Source organism: Aeromicrobium sp. SORGH_AS_0981 (assembly GCF_031453195.1).
Taxonomy (GTDB): Bacteria; Actinomycetota; Actinomycetes; order Propionibacteriales; family Nocardioidaceae; genus Aeromicrobium.
The window spans coordinates 3,013,724-3,029,206 of sequence record NZ_JAVIZD010000001.1 but is presented as its reverse complement, the minus strand read 5'-3'; the positions used below and the strand labels follow the sequence as shown (position 1 = coordinate 3,029,206).

Below are 15,483 nucleotides of genomic sequence, written 5' to 3'. Positions count from 1 at the left end.
CCTCGTCGCGTCCGGGGTCCGGGCGCCCGTGAGACGATCCCGAAGGTGAGCGACTTCCGTGAACGTGCCGCGGCCCTCGACGCCGCCGACCCGCTCGCCGCCTGGCGGCAGCAGTTCCAGCTCGACGCCGACGTCGTCGCCTACCTCGACGGCAACTCGCTCGGACGTCTGCCGCTGCGCACCCGCGAGCGGCTCGCGACGTTCGTGCGCGAGGAGTGGGGCGCCCGCCTGATCCGCGGCTGGTCGGAGGGGTGGGTCGAGCTCCCGGTCCTCGTCGGCGACGAGGTCGGCGCGCTGCTCGGCGCCGCTGCGGGCCAGACGGTGGTCGGCGACTCGACGTCGATCGGCATCGCCAAGGCGTTGCACGCCGCAGCCTCGCTGGCTCCCGGACGCACCCGGCTCGTCGTCGACGCGGGCGACTTCCCGACCGACCGCTACCTCGCCGAGCAGGTCGCCCGCCAGCGCGGGCTCGAGCTCGTCGTCGTGCATCGCGACGCGGAGGGCGACGTCGCCGCGTCGCTGGCCGACGTGCTCGACGAGCGCACGGCCGTCGTGCTGCTGAGCCACGTCGACTACCGCACGGGCGTGCTGCTCGACCTCCCGTCGCTCACGGCGCAGGTGCACGCAGCGGGCGCGCTCGTGGTGTGGGACCTCTGCCACTCGGCCGGCGTCGTCCCGACGTCGCTCGACGCCGCCGAGGTCGACCTCGCCGTCGGTTGCACCTACAAGTACCTCAACGGTGGCCCCGGGGCGCCGGCGTTCCTGTACGCCGCGGCGCGACACCTGCCGCACCTCGAGCAGCCGCTGCCCGGCTGGTGGAGCGCCGACGACCTGTTCGCGATGGCCGAGGAGTACCGCCCGGCCACCGACGCGCGCCGGCTGCTCTCCGGGACCCCCAACGTGGCGGGACTCGTCGCCGTCCGCGAGGGCGTGGCGATGGTCGCCGAGGCCGGGGTCGAGGCCGCCCGGACGAAGTCCGAGCTGCTCACCGCCTTCACGGTCGACGCCCTCGACTCGCTGGGCGAGCGCGGGATCGCGCTGCAGCTGGTCACGCCGCGCGAGCCCGACCGGCGGGGGAGCCACGTCACCGTCCGGGTGCCCGACGCACGGGCGCTCACGGCGCGGCTCACCGAGCGTGGCGTCGTCCCCGACTTCCGCGAGCCCGACCTCCTGCGGCTGGGCCTCGCGCCGCTCACGACCTCCTTCGCCGAGCTGCACGCCGGGCTCTCGGTGCTGGCCGAGGAGCTCGCTCACTAGGGTGGACGCATGACGACTCGCGTAGCCGTGCTGGGCGCCCAGGGGCGCATGGGATCGACGTCGGTGACGGCGCTGGAGGCGGCCGAGGGGCTCGAGGTGGTCGCCCAGGTCGACGTCGGCGATCCGCTGGAGCGGGTCACGGAGCACGGGGCCGACGTCGCGCTGGTCTTCACGACCCCCGACGTCGCGCTCGATCAGGTGCTGTGGTGCGTGGAGCAGGGCGTGCACGTCGTCGTCGGCACCTCCGGCTTCGACGGCGACCGGCTGCGCGCGGTCCGCGACGCGGTCGGGCAGCGCACCGACGTGAGCGTGCTCGTGGTGCCGAACTTCTCCATCGGCGCCGTGCTCCTCATGCGCTTCGCCGCGACGGCCGCCCCGTTCTTCGAGTCGGTCGAGATCATCGAGATGCACCACCCGGCGAAGGTCGACGCCCCGTCGGGGACGGCCGTGCGCACCGCCGAGCTCGTGGCCGCGGCCCGTGCCGAGGCCGGCTCGGACCCGGTGCCCGACGCCACGACCACCGACCCCGACGGCGCCCGCGGCGCGAAGGTCGACGGCATCACCGTGCACGCCGTGCGCTCGCGCGGCTTCGTCGCGTCGCAGGAGGTGCTCCTCGGCGGTGAGGGGGAGATCCTCTCCCTGAGGCACGACTCCTCGACCCGTGAGTCCTTCATGCCGGGCGTGGTCACGGCCGTGCGGCACGTGGTGGACCGACCGGGCGTCACCGTGGGGCTCGACGTGGTGCTCGGGCTCGACGCGTGAGCTGGGAGTCGATCTTCAGCGCGGGGCTCACCGACGACGAGGCGACGGCCTGGGGAGAGATGGCGTCGGAGCTGCGTGCCTTCCAGGACGCCCTGGCGGCCGCGCGGTTCGACGCCGACGTGGCCTCGCGGCTGGCCGACGACCTGCGGGCGTGGCGTGAGCGGCTCGCCCCGCTCGCGGGCGAGGAGCTCGAGCAGGTCAACGGACGCGTCCCGCAGCTGCCCGTCCGCGGGCACGCGATGCTGCCCGAGATCCGGATGCACACACGCGACGCCTCGCGGGTGGCCGGGAACGTGACCTTCGGACGCTGGTCGATGGGCGGCGGCATGGCCGTGCACGGCGGTGTCGTCTCCCTGGTCTTCGACGAGGTGCTCGGCATGCTCGCCGCCGCGCAGGCCCAGGCCATCACGCGCACGGCGTTCCTGCGCACCGACTACCGCGCGCTCACCCCGATCGACGTCGAGCTCGAGGTCGAGGCCTGGATCGAGCGCGTCGAGGGTCGCAAGCTCACGGTCCGTGGGGAGGTCCGGCACGGCGACGTCGTCTGTGCCGAGGGCGACGCCCTCTTCCTGCGGCTGCGGCCCGAGCAGGGGCTCGGTACGCGGACGACCTAGCCGACCGCACGGAGCAGTGCCGCCGTGAGGGCGGCCGCGACGACCATCGGCAGGAACGGCACCCGCAGCGCCAGCAGCACTGCGGCGACGCCCAGGCCCGCCAGACGCGCGTCGACGGTGAGCCGCTGCCCGTCGGCCAGGACCTGCACGGCGACCAGGGCGCCCAGCAGCGCCACCGGGATGAGACCGACCGCGCGCTGCGTCGTCGCGTGCTCGAGGACGCGCTCGGGCACGGACAGGCCCGCGAGCTTCAGCGCGTAGCAGCCGGCGCACGTCAGCACGATGCCGACCCAGAGGGCGCTCACGTCGGCGCACCGCCTCGCGCGTCGCGCCGGGCGCGACCGAGGACCAGGCCCAGCGCCACCGCCATGGCTCCGCCGGCGATGATGGGCAGCCCGGCCGGGGTGGACGGCACGAGGCCGGCCGCCACGGCGGCGCCGCAGAGGGCGACGAGGCGGGGGAGCGGTCCGTCCAGACGCGGCCACAGCAGGCCCAGGAACGCGGCGCCGACGGCGGCATCGAGGCCGTAGGTGCGGGGGTCGCCGATCGCCGTCCCGGCCAGCGCGCCCAGCAGGGTCGACAGGTTCCAGAGCACGAGCACCGATGCGCCCGTCCACCAGAACCCCAGTCGCCCGAGGGCCGGGTGGCGCTGGGCGAGGGCGACGGCGGTCGACTCGTCGATCACGAGGTGCGCGCCGAGCACACGGCGCACCCCGTGCAGCCGCAGCACCGACGCGATGCTCAGACCGTAGAACAGGTTGCGCGACCCGAGCAGGACCGACGTCACCGCGCCGGTGACGGGCGCCCCTCCGGCCGCGACCACGCCGACGAACGCGAACTGCGACGCACCCGTGAACGCGAGCAGGGAGAGCACGCAGGTCTGCAGGACGTCGAGTCCCGAGGTGGTGCCGAGGGCACCGAAGGAGACGCCGTAGGCGCCGGTCGCGGCGCCGACCCCCAGGGAGTCCGCGACCACGCGACGTCGGGCGGCGCGGTCCGGGCCGGCGACGCCGCTCATGCCTCGACGAGCGACGTGACGAGCCGGACCTGCTTGACCGTCCGGCCGCCGGCCTCGTCGGCGAGTTCGCGATGGGCCCCGTCGGCCGTCCAGCCGGTGCCGACGACGAAGGCACGCAGCCGGTCGTCGGTGGTCGACACCCACCAGCGCGCGCGGACGAAGTGGTCGGCGCGCAGCGTGTCCACGGCGGCCTGGAGCAGCCGCGAGCCGTGTCCCGTGCCGCGGTGCCGGGGATCGACGAGCAGCTCGCCGACCTCGCCGTCGGCCACCCGGTCGGCGTCGGGGTCGTGGCACGGGTGCACGAAGGCCACGCCGCGCACCGTCGCCTGCTCGAGTGCCACGAGCACGCGGGCCCTCGCGTCGGGCGGGGAGCCCAGCAGGCGCGCCCACGCCGGCGCCAGGTCGACGTCGGGGACCTCGCCGAGGGCAGCGCCCCACGCGGAGCGCTGCACCTCGGCGATGGCGGGGGCGTCGTCCGGCCAGGCCAGCCGGACGCTCACGTCGGCGCCGCTCACCGGACGGCGCCGCTCGGGCGTTCGACGACGACACTGCCGCCGCCGGCCGCAGCCACCTCCGCCAGCCGCAGCGCGGCGAGGGCGGGGTGGTCGTCGAGCACGCCGGCGACGTTGGCGAGGTGGCGCACGGCCGCGCTCTGCCCCCGCGCCTCCTCCAGTGCCGCGACCGCACGGTGCCGGGCCACCTCGGCGGCCTCGACCGCCCGGCGCACCTCCGCCGGCGGGAGCACGTCGGTGACGCGCAGCGACGTGGCCTCCGCCCCGACGGTGCCGATGGCAGCGGCGAGGGCGGCGGGGACGTCGTCCTCGGGCACGCCCGACGCGAGACCGGCCAGGTCGGACGCGGCCACCACGTCGCGCACCGCGCGTCGCGCTGCCTCGTAGACCACGGCCTTCGGGTCGAGCGCCACGGCGTGCCAGGCGACGGGGTCGACGACCCGCCAGGTCAGCGTGGCACCGACCTTGACCCGCAGGCCGTCGGAGGTCGGCACCTCCTGGGTCGCGAGGCCGAGCAGACGTTCACGCACGTCGACGACGTGCCCGCACGGTCCGCCGGCGGCGCAGCCGGTGACGGCCCGGTCCGAGGACGTCGACGAGGGCACCGTCGCGGTGCACCAGCACGCGCTCGTGGGGCTGGACGGTGATCTTCACGATGGTCCTCTCGGGTGGTCGTCGGATGGTGGATCGGCGCGGGACGGCCCCGTGCGGGAGGCGGAGGACCCGGAGTCCTGCAGGGCCTCGCGTCCAGGTGCCCCGGGAGGTCCCGAGGCTGCCGGCCCGCGCCGACGAGGGGAGTTGAACCCCACCCGCCGTGGCGGGATCACCCAGAGTGTCCTGTGGAGGGACGTGAGCGAGGTACGACACGTGGGACCGGGGCGGTGACGACCGCCGGGCCACTGATCCCGCTCGGCACCCAGTATGGACCGGTCGTCGCGCGGGCTCCAAGCCCTTTCACCAGGACCGGAAGCTCTCGACCAGTCGGGAGTCGGCGCCCTGGGCGTCCAGCATCGCCGCCGTCATCGACAGGTTCCGCAGCCCCGGCCAGGTCTCCCAGCCGAGGAGGAAGAGACCGGGCACGCCGACGAGCAGGATCGTCCACCCGCCCCAGGAGCCGACGAAGGCGACCAGGATCGAGACCAATACGACGGCCTCGCAGAACACGAGCTTGCGGACCGTCTGGGCGGCGAAGATGCCGACGGCACGCCGCTGGTTCTCGGCGGGGTCGGCCTCCGGGTCGAGCGGCGACGACTGCAGCCACACGCGCTCGGAGAGCACCGCGGCAGCCACGAGCCCGAGCCCGAGCACGCCGAGCAGCCACCACGGCGGGAGGTCGGCGTCGGTGCCGCCCAGCGCCAGGAAGATCAGCGTCATGAAGGCGGCAGTCAGGACGATCTGCAGGAGGGCGAAACGGCGGACCTCCTGGGGCGAGGCCTCGTACTCGGCGAGGGGCACGCCCAGAGTCTCGCACGACCGGGACGGTCGTGGGGGCGAGTATCCTGCGAGTCATGCAGGCCTACCTCGATCTCGTCCGCCGCGTCCTCGACGAGGGGGTCGAGAAGGGCGACCGCACCGGCACCGGCACGCTCAGCGTGTTCGGGCACCAGATGCGCTTCGACCTCTCCGAGGGGTTCCCGCTCGTCACCACCAAGAAGATCCACCTCAGGTCGGTCGTCGGGGAGCTGCTCTGGTTCGTCCGCGGCGACACCAACACCACGTGGCTGCGTGAGCACGGCATCACCATCTGGGACGAGTGGGCCGACGACGACGGCGAGCTCGGCCCGGTCTACGGGCACCAGTGGCGCAGCTGGCCGACGCCGTCCGGCGAGACGGTCGACCAGCTCGCCCAGGTCGTCGAGGCGCTGAAGGCCGACCCCGACTCCCGGCGCCACATCGTCAGCGCCTGGAACGTCGCCGACCTGCCGGCCATGGCGCTCGCGCCCTGCCACGCGTTCTTCCAGTTCTACGTGGCTCCCGCCGACGACGGCGGACCTGGCCGGCTGTCGTGCCAGCTGTACCAGCGCTCGGCCGACGTCTTCCTCGGCGTGCCGTTCAACATCGCCTCCTACGCACTGCTGACGCACATGGTGGCGCAGGTCGCCGGCCTGCGGGTGGGCGACTTCGTGCACACGTTCGGCGACGCGCACCTCTACCTCAACCACCTCGACCAGGCGCGCCTGCAGCTGCAGCGCGAGCCGCGTCCGCTGCCGGAGCTCTGGCTCGACCCGACGGTCACCAGCATCGACGGCTTCGACTTCGACGCCATCAAGGTCACCGGCTACGACCCGCACCCGGGCATCAAGGCGCCGATCGCCGTATGAGCGTCACGCTCGTCGTCGCGATGGGCGCGAACCGGGTGATCGGGGTCGACGGGGCACTGCCGTGGCGCCTGCCCGAGGACCTCGCCCACTTCAAGCGCCTCACCCTCGGCCACCCGCTGGTCATGGGGCGGGCCACCTACGACTCCATCGGTCGGCCGCTCCCGGGTCGCACCACGATCGTCCTGACCCGCGACCCGGACTGGTCGTCGGGGCCTCGGGGCGACGGCGTGCTCGTCGCCGCGTCGCTCGAGGAGGCGCTCGCCACGGCCCGCGAGCTCGACGACGACGTCTTCCTCGTCGGTGGCGCGCAGGTGTACGCGCAGGCGCTGGAGCAGGGCCTCGTCGACGTCATGGTCGTGACCCGCGTGGCGGCTGCGCCGGACGGCGACGCCTTCTTCCCGCGGGTCGACTGGGAGGCCTGGCACGAGGTCGGCAGCGTGCCGCACGTGGGACCGGATCCCGAGCGGGTGCCGTTCGAGATCGTCACCTACACCCCGGTATCTTGACACGGTTAAGTTAACCGCTGCATGATGGCGGGGTGACCTACGACCCCCGGCAGCCGGCCTACCGCCTGCACACGCTCGTCGCCGCGCTCGACGCGGCCGCCGACGAGATGCTGCGCGCAGCCCATGGCACGAGCTATGCGCGCTTCCTCACCCTCGTCACGGTGCAGGCGCTGGGCACGCCGACCCAGGCCGAGCTGGCCGCCGCGCAGGACGTCTCGGCCCCCGCCGCGAGCCGCATGGTCCGCACGCTCTCCGAGGCCGGGCTGCTGACCGCCGCACGCACGCCGGGCACGGGCAACCGCAGCGCGCTGACGCTGACCTCGGCGGGGGAGCGGCTCGTCGCCGACGGTGGGGCGTTGCTCGAGGACGCGTTCGGACGTCTCCTGGAGGCCGGCGACGTCACGGCCGACCAGGTCCGCGCCGTGACCGACCCCCTGCTCCAGGTGCTGCGACCGGAGACGCCATGACGCCGCTGATCGCGACGCACGCCTTCGCGGCTCTCGTCGCGCTGGTCGTCGGCTTCTGGCAGCTCTTCGTGGGACCGCGCGGCACGCGGGGCCATCGCCTGGCGGGGCGGGCGTGGGTGGTGGCGATCCTCTACGTCGCCGTCACGTCGTTCTGGATCCAGGAGATCCGGCCGGGTCACTTCAGCGCGCTGCACGCCCTGTCGGTCGTCACGCTCGTCACCGTGCCGCTGGGGGTGGTCAGGGCCCGACAGGGCCGGATCCCCGAGCACCGCGCCGCGATGACCGGCAACTGGATCGGCCTGGTGGGCGCGGGCGCCGCGGCGTCGCTCGTGCCGCAGCGGGCGATCCCGCAGCTGGTCCTCGACGACCCGGTCGCGGCCGTCGTCGCCGGTGCGCTCGTGCTGCTCACCGCCGTCGCGGTGGTGGGCGCCGGTCGCGCGCTCGACGTCGCGGTCGGCCGCGCGCGCCCTCAGGACAGCACGGCCAGCTGACGGCTCTGGGCCACGAGGCGACCCTGCTCGTCCCACAGCTCGACGTCCTCGTCGTGGTAGCCCTGCTGGACGTGCCGGGTCGTGACGTGGAGCAGCGCCCAGGCGCTGTCGGGACGTCGACGCAGGTGGACCGTGAGCTGGACCGTGGCGGACGCGAGGTGGCCGAGCTCGGCCGTGACCGGCGGGTACCCGTCGACGATGGCGGCTGCCGCGAGGGCGTCGACCCGGCGGCCGTCCTTGGGTCGGACCCACACGGTCGCCTCGGGGGAGCCCGACGGCTCGCCGCGCAGCCAGCCCGGCACCTCGGGCGATCGCGACGCGTAGCGCTCGACGATGGGGACGGCACCGGTCGGGATGAACGGCGACAGGTCGGTGCTCTCGTCGGGCCCGGGGACTGCGGGCGCGGCGTGCGGGAGGTGCTCGACGGTGCCGGCCGTGTCCCAGTCGTGCAGGGAGATCACGGCGTGCGCGACGGTGCGGCCACCCTGCTGCAGGGCGGCCTGGTGCACCGAGACGCGCCGACCGACGCGCAGGGTGGTGACCTCGACCGACGCCGGTCCGGGGGTCGGCGGCTTGAAGTAGCTGACCGACACGGTGAGCAGGTCCGGGTGGTCCGGTGCGCTGGTGCGGGCCTCGTCGAGCACCGCACGGGCCAGGATCGCGAGCACGTAGCCGCCGTTGGCCGTGCCGTTGGGCGTGTTCCAGTCCGCAGTGAGGGTCAGGTGGCGGCGCCCGTCGTCGCCCGGGGTGGAGGCGACGGCACGGTCGAGCTCGTACGACGTCATGCGCCGACGGTAGCGGCCCCGGCAGAGGGCACGGCGGGGGTGCCGGGTCGTGGGCGGCAGAGGGCGCGGCGGGGGTGCCGGGCCGTGGGCGGCAGAGGGCGCAGCGGGGGTGCCGGGCCGTGGACGGCAGGACGGCACAGGTGCGGCGGGGATGCTGACGGCGGTCAGCGGTAACCTCGGTCCATGACCTCCCCGCTCGCCAGCGAGGCCGCACCGTTCGGCCGCGTCCTGACCGCCATGGTCACGCCGTTCACCCCTGAGGGGGCCCTCGACGTCGACGCGGCGCAGAAGCTCGCGACGCACCTGGTCGACCACGGCAACGACGGCATCGTGGTGAGTGGCACGACCGGTGAGTCCCCGACGACGACGGGGGAGGAGGACGCGCGCCTGCTGGCGGCCGTCCTCGAGGCGGTCGGCGACCGCGCCACGATCGTGGCGGGGGTCGGCACGAACGACACGCGGCACAGCGTCGAGCTGGCCCAGAGTGCCGCGAAGACCGGCGCGCACGGCCTGCTCGTCGTGACGCCGTACTACAGCAAGCCTCCCCAGGCCGGCATCGTCAGGCACGTGCACGAGGTCGCCGCCGCGGGCGGTGACGTGCCGGTGATGTTCTACGACCACCCGGGCCGTTCCGGCACGACGATCGCCGAGTCCACCTACCTCGAGCTGCGCCGCAACCCGCTCGTGGTCGCGGTCAAGGACGCGGTCGGTGACCTCGAGCGCGGCGCCTACCTCATGCGCGAGACCGGTATCCGCCTCTACTCGGGCGACGACGCGCTGACCCTGGGTTGGATGGCCTACGGAGCCAGCGGCGTCGTGAGCACGTGCGGCAACATCACGGCCGAGCCCTGGGCCGACATGATCGCGGCGCTCGACGCGGGCGACCTCGTCGAGGCCAGGCGCATCAACGACCGCATGATCCCGCTCGTCCGCGCGATCATGACCCTGACGCAAGGCGTCATCGCCGCGAAGGCTGCCCTGCAGCTGCTCGGCGTCCTCGACAACCGCACGACCCGTGCACCACTGGTCGACGCCACCGAGGACGAGGTCGCGCTGGTGCGCGACGCCCTCGTAGGTGTCGGCCTCCTCGACTGAACGGACACTCCTTGAGCCACATGCACACGGAGCTGGGGACGCCCCCGGCACTCGGCACGAACACCCTGCGCGTCATCCCTCTGGGCGGCCTCGGAGAGATCGGTCGCAACATGACCGTCTTCGAGTTCGGCGGCAAGCTCCTGGTCGTCGACTGCGGGGTGCTGTTCCCCGAGGAGCACCACCCGGGCGTCGACCTGATCCTGCCCGACTTCGGTCCCATCCGTGACCGGCTCGACGACGTCGTGGCCGTGGTGCTGACGCACGGGCACGAGGACCACATCGGCGGTGTGCCGTACCTGCTGCGCGAGCGCGGCAACATCCCGGTCGTCGGCTCCAAGCTGACCCTCGCCCTGGTCGAGCCGAAGCTGCGCGAGCACCGCCTGCGCGACGTCCCGCAGCACGTGGTGGCCGAGAACGACGTCCTGAACCTGGGCCCGTTCGAGCTGGAGTTCGTCGCGGTCAACCACTCCATCCCCGACGCGCTCGCCGTGGCGGTCAAGACGCCCGCCGGCGTCGCGCTGCACACGGGCGACTTCAAGATGGACCAGCTGCCGCTCGACGGCCGCATCACCGACCTGCGGGCCTTCGCCCGCCTCGGCGAGGCGGGTGTCGACCTGTTCCTCACCGACTCCACGAACGCCGACGTGCCCGGGTTCACGGTCGCGGAGCGCAACATCACCCCGGCGATCGACGCGGTGTTCGCGTCGAGCAGCCAGCGGATCATCGTCGCCTCGTTCGCCTCGCACGTGCACCGCGTGCAGCAGGTGCTCGACGCCGCGGCCAAGCACGGCCGCAAGGTCGCGTACGTGGGCCGCTCGATGGTGCGCAACATGCAGATCGCACGCGACCTCGGGTACCTGCACGTGCCCGACGGCGTCGTCGTCGACAAGATCGACGCCGCACCGCCGGAGAAGATGGTCCTCATGTCCACCGGCTCGCAGGGCGAGCCGATGGCGGCACTGTCGCGGATCGCCAACCGCAGCCACCAGCAGGTGAGCCTGGAGCCGGGCGACACCGTGCTGCTGGCGTCGTCGCTGATCCCCGGCAACGAGAACGCGGTCTACCGCGTGATCGACGGCCTCACGAAGCTGGGTGCGCGCGTCGTGCACAAGGGCAACGCCCTCGTGCACGTCTCGGGCCACGCGTCGGCCGGCGAGCTGCTCTACTGCTACAACATCGTCAAGCCGTCGAACGTGCTGCCGGTGCACGGCGAGATCCGTCACCTGCACGCCAACGGCGCCCTGGCCACGCAGACCGGCGTGCCGAACGTCCTCCTCGCCGAGGACGGCTACGTGATCGACCTCGTCGACGGGCACGCGTCGATCGTCGGCGCCGTCGAGTGCGGGTACGTCTACGTCGACGGCTCCTCGGTCGGGGAGATCACCGACAGCGAGCTGAAGGACCGGCGGATCCTGCGCGACGAGGGCTTCATCTCCGTCGTCGTCGTGGTCGACTCGACCAACGGCAAGATCGTCAGCGGACCGGAGATCCAGGCCCGTGGACTCGCGGAGGACCCGTCGGTCTTCGACGAGGTCACGCCGCGCATCGTCGACGCCATCGAGCAGTCGTTGCGCGACGGCACCCACGACACCAAGCAGCTCCAGCAGGTCGTGCGACGCGTGCTCGGCTCGTTCGCGGGCCGCAAGCTGCGGCGTCGTCCGATGATCATCCCCATCGTCCTCGAGGCGTGACCAAGGTCCCTCGGACTGTTACGCGCCCGAAACGCGAGGGCGCTGGCCGCGAAACACAGGCTGCCTAACGTCGTGGTCAAGAGTTCGGCGCGGGGCCGAACCGTGGTGGGACACCGGTTGCGGCCGGCGGCGACGTTACGCACGTCGCTGCCGGCCGTGCACCGGTTCCGGCAGTGAGGGGGAGTCGCCCGTGGTGATCCGACGTTCCGACGAGGCGCTCCTGGCCTGTTCCTCCGGCCACGCGGGAGTCGCCGAGCGAGCGGCGCTGCAGGCGCTCATCAGCGCCGTGCGTCGCGACGCCCCGTCGGTGGACGTGCGTGACACGCCCGTCGAGATCATGAGCCACGACGAGACCTACCCGCCCGTGCGCGTCGCCGTGCCGCTGACCCTCGTGCCGCACAGCGAGGTGGCCATGGCGCTGGAGGTGGCTCGCGGTCACGACCCGGACCTGGTCGTCGCCCCGGCGCTCGGCCCGGACTGGACGCTGGCCGAGCTGGCCGTGCAGCGACTCATCGAGGCGGGCGCCCGCAAGGACGACACGATCGTGCTGGGCGTCTCCGGCTCGGAGAACGACGGGGCGATCAGCGGCTACTCGCGGATGGCGCGTCTCGTGAGCGCGGTCTGGGGCGGTCCGGTGCACGTCGGCTCGATCGGCGGCAAGGACACGCCGCTCTCGGACGCCGTCGACATCGCCCGCGCCTACGGACGCCGGGTCGTGGTGGCCTCCTACGTGCTGACCCCCGGGCGCGACGCCGACCAGCTGCGCCAGAGTGGCGCCGACCTGGTGACGGCCCCCGTGCTCGACGGCGGCATCCCGGACCGTCGCGTCGTCGACCTCGTCCTCACGCGGTTCCACCAGGCCCTCGGCCTGGGCGTCCCGGCCCTCTGAGCCCCGCACCGCGCAGCGGAGGCGGAAACCCGCGCCCACGGCGTGGGAACCGCCCGACCCTCGACCTGTGGTTTAGGCTCTCGCCATGGCGACCCGCACGTCTTCCCCGCCGCGCAAGCGGCCGTCCGGCAGCCAGGCCCGCAAGAAGCCTGCCTCCAGCACCGCGAAGCGCAAGCCCGCGGCACGCAAGCCTGCCCCGCGCACGGGCCCCGGTCCGGTCGCGGTCGTCGTCGGGGGCGTCGCGCGCGCCCTGACGGCGATCTGGCTCGGTATCGCGGGCGCGGTCGGTGCGGTGGCCCGCAGCATCGGGCACTCCGCGGCCGAGCTCGAGCCCGAGCAGCGCCGTGACGGCGTCGGGTTCGGCATCGTCGCCCTGGCCATCGTCGTGGCCGCGTCGGTCTGGTGGCAGGTGCCCGGCGCCGTCGCCGACGGCGTCCGTGCCGCCACCACCGGCTCGGTCGGCCTGCTCGCCTGGGCGGTGCCCATCGTGCTCGCCGTCATCGCGTGGCGCACGCTGCGCCACCCCGACCGCAACGGTCCCGTCGGGCGCCAGGTCATCGGCTGGTCCGCCATGAGCGGCGGTGTGCTCGGCCTGGTGCACCTGGCGCACGGTGTGCCCCGCCCCGACGACATGCCCGCCGTGCGCGACGCCGGGGGAGCGGTCGGCTTCCTCTTCTCCGCCATCCCCGTCGACCTCCTGCGCTCGCCGTTCGCGGTCGCGCCCATCCTGGTGCTCCTGGTCGTCTTCGGGCTGCTCGTGGTGACGGCCACCCCGCTGCACGCGGTGCCGACCCGGTTCCGCGAGGCCCGCGACAAGGCCCTCGGCCGCTCGGCCGAGCCGCAGGAGCCGGTCGACACCCCTCGCAAGCGCCACCCGCGCACGGTGCCGGACGAGCCCTACGAGAACCCGCTCGTCGACGGGCCCGACGAGGACCGTCAGGTCTCGGCGCGTCAGCGACGCAAGGCCGAGAAGGCTGCGGAGGCCGAAGCAGCCGCAGCCGCCGCCGCGTCGGCGCCCGAGCCGCCGGCCGCCGAGGTCGACGACCCGGCCGACGTCGTCCTCCCGCCGCTGGAGCCGCTCCCGGCCCGCGCCGAGCAGCTCTCGCTGTCCGGCGACGTCGTGTACGCGCTGCCCGACTCCACCGTCCTGCGGGAGGGCAGCCCGCACAAGGCCCGGTCGGCCGCCTCCGACGAGGTCGTCGAGCGGCTCACCGAGGTGCTCGAGCAGTTCCAGATCGACGCGCAGGTCACGGGCTACACCCGCGGCCCGACGGTCACGCGCTACGAGGTCGAGCTCGGCCCGGCCGTCAAGGTCGAGAAGGTCACCGCGCTCAGCAAGAACATCTCCTACGCCGTCGCGTCCAACGAGGTGCGCATCCTCAGCCCGATCCCCGGCAAGTCGGCGATCGGCGTCGAGATCCCGAACGTCGACAAGGAGATGGTCTCCCTCGGCGACGTGCTGCGCTCCGGCAAGGCCCGCGGCGACCACCACCCGATGGTCATCGGGCTGGGCAAGGACGTCGAGGGTGGCTTCGTCGTCGCGAACCTGGCGAAGATGCCCCACCTGCTGGTCGCCGGCGCCACCGGATCGGGCAAGTCGAGCTTCGTGAACTCCATGATCGCGTCGCTGCTCATGCGCTCAACGCCCGACGAGGTGCGGATGATCATGGTCGACCCCAAGCGCGTCGAGCTGACCGCCTACGAGGGCATCCCGCACCTCATCACGCCGATCATCACGAACCCCAAGAAGGCGGCCGAGGCGCTGCAGTGGGTCGTGCGCGAGATGGACATGCGCTACGACGACCTCGCCAACTTCGGCTTCCGGCACGTCGACGACTTCAACAAGGCGGTCCGGGCGGGCTCGCTGCAGGCGCCGCCCGGCAGCGAGCGGGTCCTCACGCCCTACCCGTACCTGTTGGTCGTCGTCGACGAGCTCGCCGACCTCATGATGGTCGCCCCGCGCGACGTCGAGGACTCGGTCGTGCGCATCACGCAGCTCGCCCGTGCGGCGGGCATCCACCTGGTGCTCGCCACGCAGCGACCCAGCGTCGACGTCGTCACCGGCCTCATCAAGGCCAACGTGCCGAGCCGCCTGGCGTTCGCCACGAGCTCGCTCGCCGACAGCCGCGTCATCCTCGACCAGCCGGGCGCGGAGAAGCTGGTCGGCCAGGGTGACGGGCTCTTCCTGCCGATGGGCGCGAACAAGGCCATGCGCATGCAGGGTGCCTGGATCACCGAGGCGGAGATCGCGGAGGTGGTCAAGCACTGCAAGGAGCAGCTGCAGCCCAGCTACCGCGAGGACGTCACCGCCCCGGCCCAGGCCGCGCGCGACCTCGACGACGACATCGGCGACGACCTCGACCTCGTGCTCCAGGCCGTCGAGCTCGTCGTCACGACGCAGTTCGGCTCGACGTCGATGCTGCAGCGCAAGCTGCGCGTCGGCTTCGCGAAGGCCGGACGCCTCATGGACATCATGGAGAGCCGCGGCGTCGTCGGGCCCAGCGAGGGCTCCAAGGCGCGCGACGTGCTCGTGAAGCCCGACGACCTCGACGACGTCCTCGCGTCGATCAGCGCAGGATGAGGTGATGGCCGTGAGCACCGAGCGTCTCGAGTCGCTGCAGGACGACGTCGTCGACGACCAGCCGTTCGAGATCCGCCGCCGAGCGCTGCTCTACCTCGTCGTCGGGCTCGCCGCGCTGGCCGTCGGCGCCGGGTTCGGCTTCCTCGCCTGGGAGCGCGACGACACCGCGCTCTGGGTGCCGGGCGGCGTCCTGCTGTTCCTCGCGCTGACCGTCCTGCAGGGCGTGCGTGACGCCCGAACGCCCCTGTTCGTGGCCGACGCGCACGGCGTGCGCATGCGCGACGGCGACGGGTGGGTGGGTCTGCTCTGGAGCGAGATGGCCGACATCCGGGTCGAGCCGCGCGACGGCCTGCTCGACCCGCGGGTGAAGGTGATCAGCCCGGACGGACGCCGTATCCACACCGCGCCCCTCGGCCTCGGGACCACCGTGTCGGTCGAGGAGGCTCGCGAGGAGATCGCCCGTCGACGCGGTGGGGCATACTGAACCGTCCGTC

At 73.4% G+C, this 15,483-nt stretch carries 19 protein-coding genes; 12 read left to right on the top strand and 7 right to left on the bottom strand.

Annotated elements, in window-relative coordinates; translation table 11 throughout:
* The first annotated feature begins 45 nt into the window (after positions 1-45).
* Genes QE370_RS14985 through QE370_RS14975 form a run of 3 tightly spaced genes read left to right on the top strand, consistent with a single transcriptional unit; the run spans position 46 to position 2,633 of the window.
* On the top strand, positions 46-1,257 hold the full coding sequence (locus tag QE370_RS14985) for an aminotransferase class V-fold PLP-dependent enzyme (RefSeq protein WP_309634844.1): 1,212 nt from the start codon (positions 46-48) through the stop codon (positions 1,255-1,257).
* 9 nt (positions 1,258-1,266) lie between these two features.
* Positions 1,267-2,019: a 4-hydroxy-tetrahydrodipicolinate reductase gene (gene dapB / locus QE370_RS14980; RefSeq protein ID WP_309634843.1), complete on the top strand. Its 753-nt coding sequence runs from the start codon at positions 1,267-1,269 to the stop codon at positions 2,017-2,019.
* The gene (locus QE370_RS14975; RefSeq protein WP_309634842.1) at positions 2,016-2,633 is read left to right on the top strand and encodes a PaaI family thioesterase; all 618 of its coding nucleotides are present in this window, start codon (positions 2,016-2,018) and stop codon (positions 2,631-2,633) included. The genes dapB and QE370_RS14975 overlap by 4 nt, the downstream gene beginning before the upstream one ends.
* Here the strand turns inward: QE370_RS14975 and QE370_RS14970 are convergent.
* From QE370_RS14970 to QE370_RS14945, 6 genes are all read right to left on the bottom strand, one after another.
* The gene (locus QE370_RS14970; RefSeq protein ID WP_309634841.1) at positions 2,630-2,938 is read right to left on the bottom strand and encodes an AzlD domain-containing protein; all 309 of its coding nucleotides are present in this window, start codon (positions 2,936-2,938) and stop codon (positions 2,630-2,632) included. The genes QE370_RS14975 and QE370_RS14970 overlap by 4 nt on opposite strands.
* Positions 2,935-3,651 (bottom strand): AzlC family ABC transporter permease, encoded by a 717-nt coding sequence (locus QE370_RS14965; protein ID WP_309634840.1) that lies wholly within the window; start codon positions 3,649-3,651, stop codon positions 2,935-2,937. The genes QE370_RS14970 and QE370_RS14965 overlap by 4 nt, the downstream gene beginning before the upstream one ends.
* Positions 3,648-4,151, bottom strand: a complete 504-nt coding sequence (locus tag QE370_RS14960; RefSeq protein WP_309634839.1) for a GNAT family N-acetyltransferase — start codon at positions 4,149-4,151, stop codon at positions 3,648-3,650. The genes QE370_RS14965 and QE370_RS14960 overlap by 4 nt, the downstream gene beginning before the upstream one ends.
* Positions 4,152-4,162: 11 nt before the next feature.
* Positions 4,163-4,693, bottom strand: a complete 531-nt coding sequence (locus QE370_RS14955) for an SPFH domain-containing protein (protein WP_309634838.1) — start codon at positions 4,691-4,693, stop codon at positions 4,163-4,165.
* The gene (locus QE370_RS14950; RefSeq protein WP_309634837.1) at positions 4,686-4,817 is read right to left on the bottom strand and encodes a hypothetical protein; all 132 of its coding nucleotides are present in this window, start codon (positions 4,815-4,817) and stop codon (positions 4,686-4,688) included. Before QE370_RS14950 ends, QE370_RS14955 begins: the two co-directional genes overlap by 8 nt.
* A gap of 300 nt (positions 4,818-5,117) precedes the next feature.
* The gene (locus QE370_RS14945) at positions 5,118-5,618 is read right to left on the bottom strand and encodes a hypothetical protein (protein ID WP_067856800.1); all 501 of its coding nucleotides are present in this window, start codon (positions 5,616-5,618) and stop codon (positions 5,118-5,120) included.
* 53 nt (positions 5,619-5,671) lie between these two features.
* Here QE370_RS14945 and QE370_RS14940 point away from each other — a divergent pair, with 53 nt between their 5' ends.
* The 4 genes from QE370_RS14940 to QE370_RS14925 are packed head-to-tail and all read left to right on the top strand — an operon-like array spanning position 5,672 to position 7,948.
* Positions 5,672-6,484: a thymidylate synthase gene (locus QE370_RS14940; protein ID WP_253024739.1), complete on the top strand. Its 813-nt coding sequence runs from the start codon at positions 5,672-5,674 to the stop codon at positions 6,482-6,484.
* Positions 6,481-6,990: a dihydrofolate reductase gene (locus tag QE370_RS14935; RefSeq protein WP_309634836.1), complete on the top strand. Its 510-nt coding sequence runs from the start codon at positions 6,481-6,483 to the stop codon at positions 6,988-6,990. The genes QE370_RS14940 and QE370_RS14935 overlap by 4 nt, the downstream gene beginning before the upstream one ends.
* Positions 6,991-7,022: 32 nt before the next feature.
* Positions 7,023-7,457 carry a MarR family winged helix-turn-helix transcriptional regulator gene (locus tag QE370_RS14930; protein ID WP_253024741.1) on the top strand — a complete coding sequence of 145 codons (435 nt, stop codon included), beginning with the start codon at positions 7,023-7,025 and terminating at the stop codon, positions 7,455-7,457.
* Entirely contained in the window at positions 7,454-7,948 is a 495-nt protein-coding gene (locus tag QE370_RS14925; protein ID WP_253024742.1) for a DUF2306 domain-containing protein, read from the top strand. Before QE370_RS14930 ends, QE370_RS14925 begins: the two co-directional genes overlap by 4 nt.
* On the opposite strand, the gene QE370_RS14920 is transcribed toward QE370_RS14925, so the two are convergent.
* On the bottom strand, positions 7,927-8,733 hold the full coding sequence (locus tag QE370_RS14920; protein ID WP_309634835.1) for a thioesterase family protein: 807 nt from the start codon (positions 8,731-8,733) through the stop codon (positions 7,927-7,929). The two genes, QE370_RS14925 and QE370_RS14920, sit on opposite strands and share 22 nt — an antisense overlap.
* A 183-nt stretch (positions 8,734-8,916) precedes the next feature.
* Here QE370_RS14920 and dapA point away from each other — a divergent pair, with 183 nt between their 5' ends.
* The 5 genes from dapA to QE370_RS14895 all read left to right on the top strand — a co-directional run bounded on the left by dapA (position 8,917) and on the right by QE370_RS14895 (position 15,473).
* On the top strand, positions 8,917-9,828 hold the full coding sequence (dapA, locus tag QE370_RS14915; RefSeq protein ID WP_253024744.1) for a 4-hydroxy-tetrahydrodipicolinate synthase: 912 nt from the start codon (positions 8,917-8,919) through the stop codon (positions 9,826-9,828).
* A gap of 11 nt (positions 9,829-9,839) precedes the next feature.
* The gene (locus tag QE370_RS14910; protein WP_396127823.1) at positions 9,840-11,519 is read left to right on the top strand and encodes a ribonuclease J; all 1,680 of its coding nucleotides are present in this window, start codon (positions 9,840-9,842) and stop codon (positions 11,517-11,519) included.
* Positions 11,520-11,709: 190 nt separating this feature from the next.
* Positions 11,710-12,408 carry a hypothetical protein gene (locus QE370_RS14905; protein ID WP_309634833.1) on the top strand — a complete coding sequence of 233 codons (699 nt, stop codon included), beginning with the start codon at positions 11,710-11,712 and terminating at the stop codon, positions 12,406-12,408.
* A gap of 85 nt (positions 12,409-12,493) precedes the next feature.
* Positions 12,494-14,989, top strand: coding sequence for a DNA translocase FtsK 4TM domain-containing protein (locus tag QE370_RS14900; protein ID WP_309634832.1), 2,496 nt, complete (start codon positions 12,494-12,496; stop codon positions 14,987-14,989).
* A gap of 4 nt (positions 14,990-14,993) precedes the next feature.
* Entirely contained in the window at positions 14,994-15,473 is a 480-nt protein-coding gene (locus tag QE370_RS14895; RefSeq protein WP_253024752.1) for a hypothetical protein, read from the top strand.
* The last annotated feature ends 10 nt before the right edge of the window (positions 15,474-15,483 follow it).

Coding starts and splice junctions, on each gene's coding strand:
- QE370_RS14925 (WP_253024742.1), top strand. CDS start 7,454: ATGACGCCGCTGATCGCGACGCACGCCTTCGCGGCTCTCGTCGCGCTG.
- QE370_RS14935 (WP_309634836.1), top strand. CDS start 6,481: ATGAGCGTCACGCTCGTCGTCGCGATGGGCGCGAACCGGGTGATCGGG.
- QE370_RS14940 (WP_253024739.1), top strand. CDS start 5,672: ATGCAGGCCTACCTCGATCTCGTCCGCCGCGTCCTCGACGAGGGGGTC.
- dapA (WP_253024744.1), top strand. CDS start 8,917: ATGACCTCCCCGCTCGCCAGCGAGGCCGCACCGTTCGGCCGCGTCCTG.
- QE370_RS14895 (WP_253024752.1), top strand. CDS start 14,994: ATGGCCGTGAGCACCGAGCGTCTCGAGTCGCTGCAGGACGACGTCGTC.
- dapB (WP_309634843.1), top strand. CDS start 1,267: ATGACGACTCGCGTAGCCGTGCTGGGCGCCCAGGGGCGCATGGGATCG.
- QE370_RS14900 (WP_309634832.1), top strand. CDS start 12,494: ATGGCGACCCGCACGTCTTCCCCGCCGCGCAAGCGGCCGTCCGGCAGC.
- QE370_RS14920 (WP_309634835.1), bottom strand. CDS start 8,733: ATGACGTCGTACGAGCTCGACCGTGCCGTCGCCTCCACCCCGGGCGAC.
- QE370_RS14965 (WP_309634840.1), bottom strand. CDS start 3,651: ATGAGCGGCGTCGCCGGCCCGGACCGCGCCGCCCGACGTCGCGTGGTC.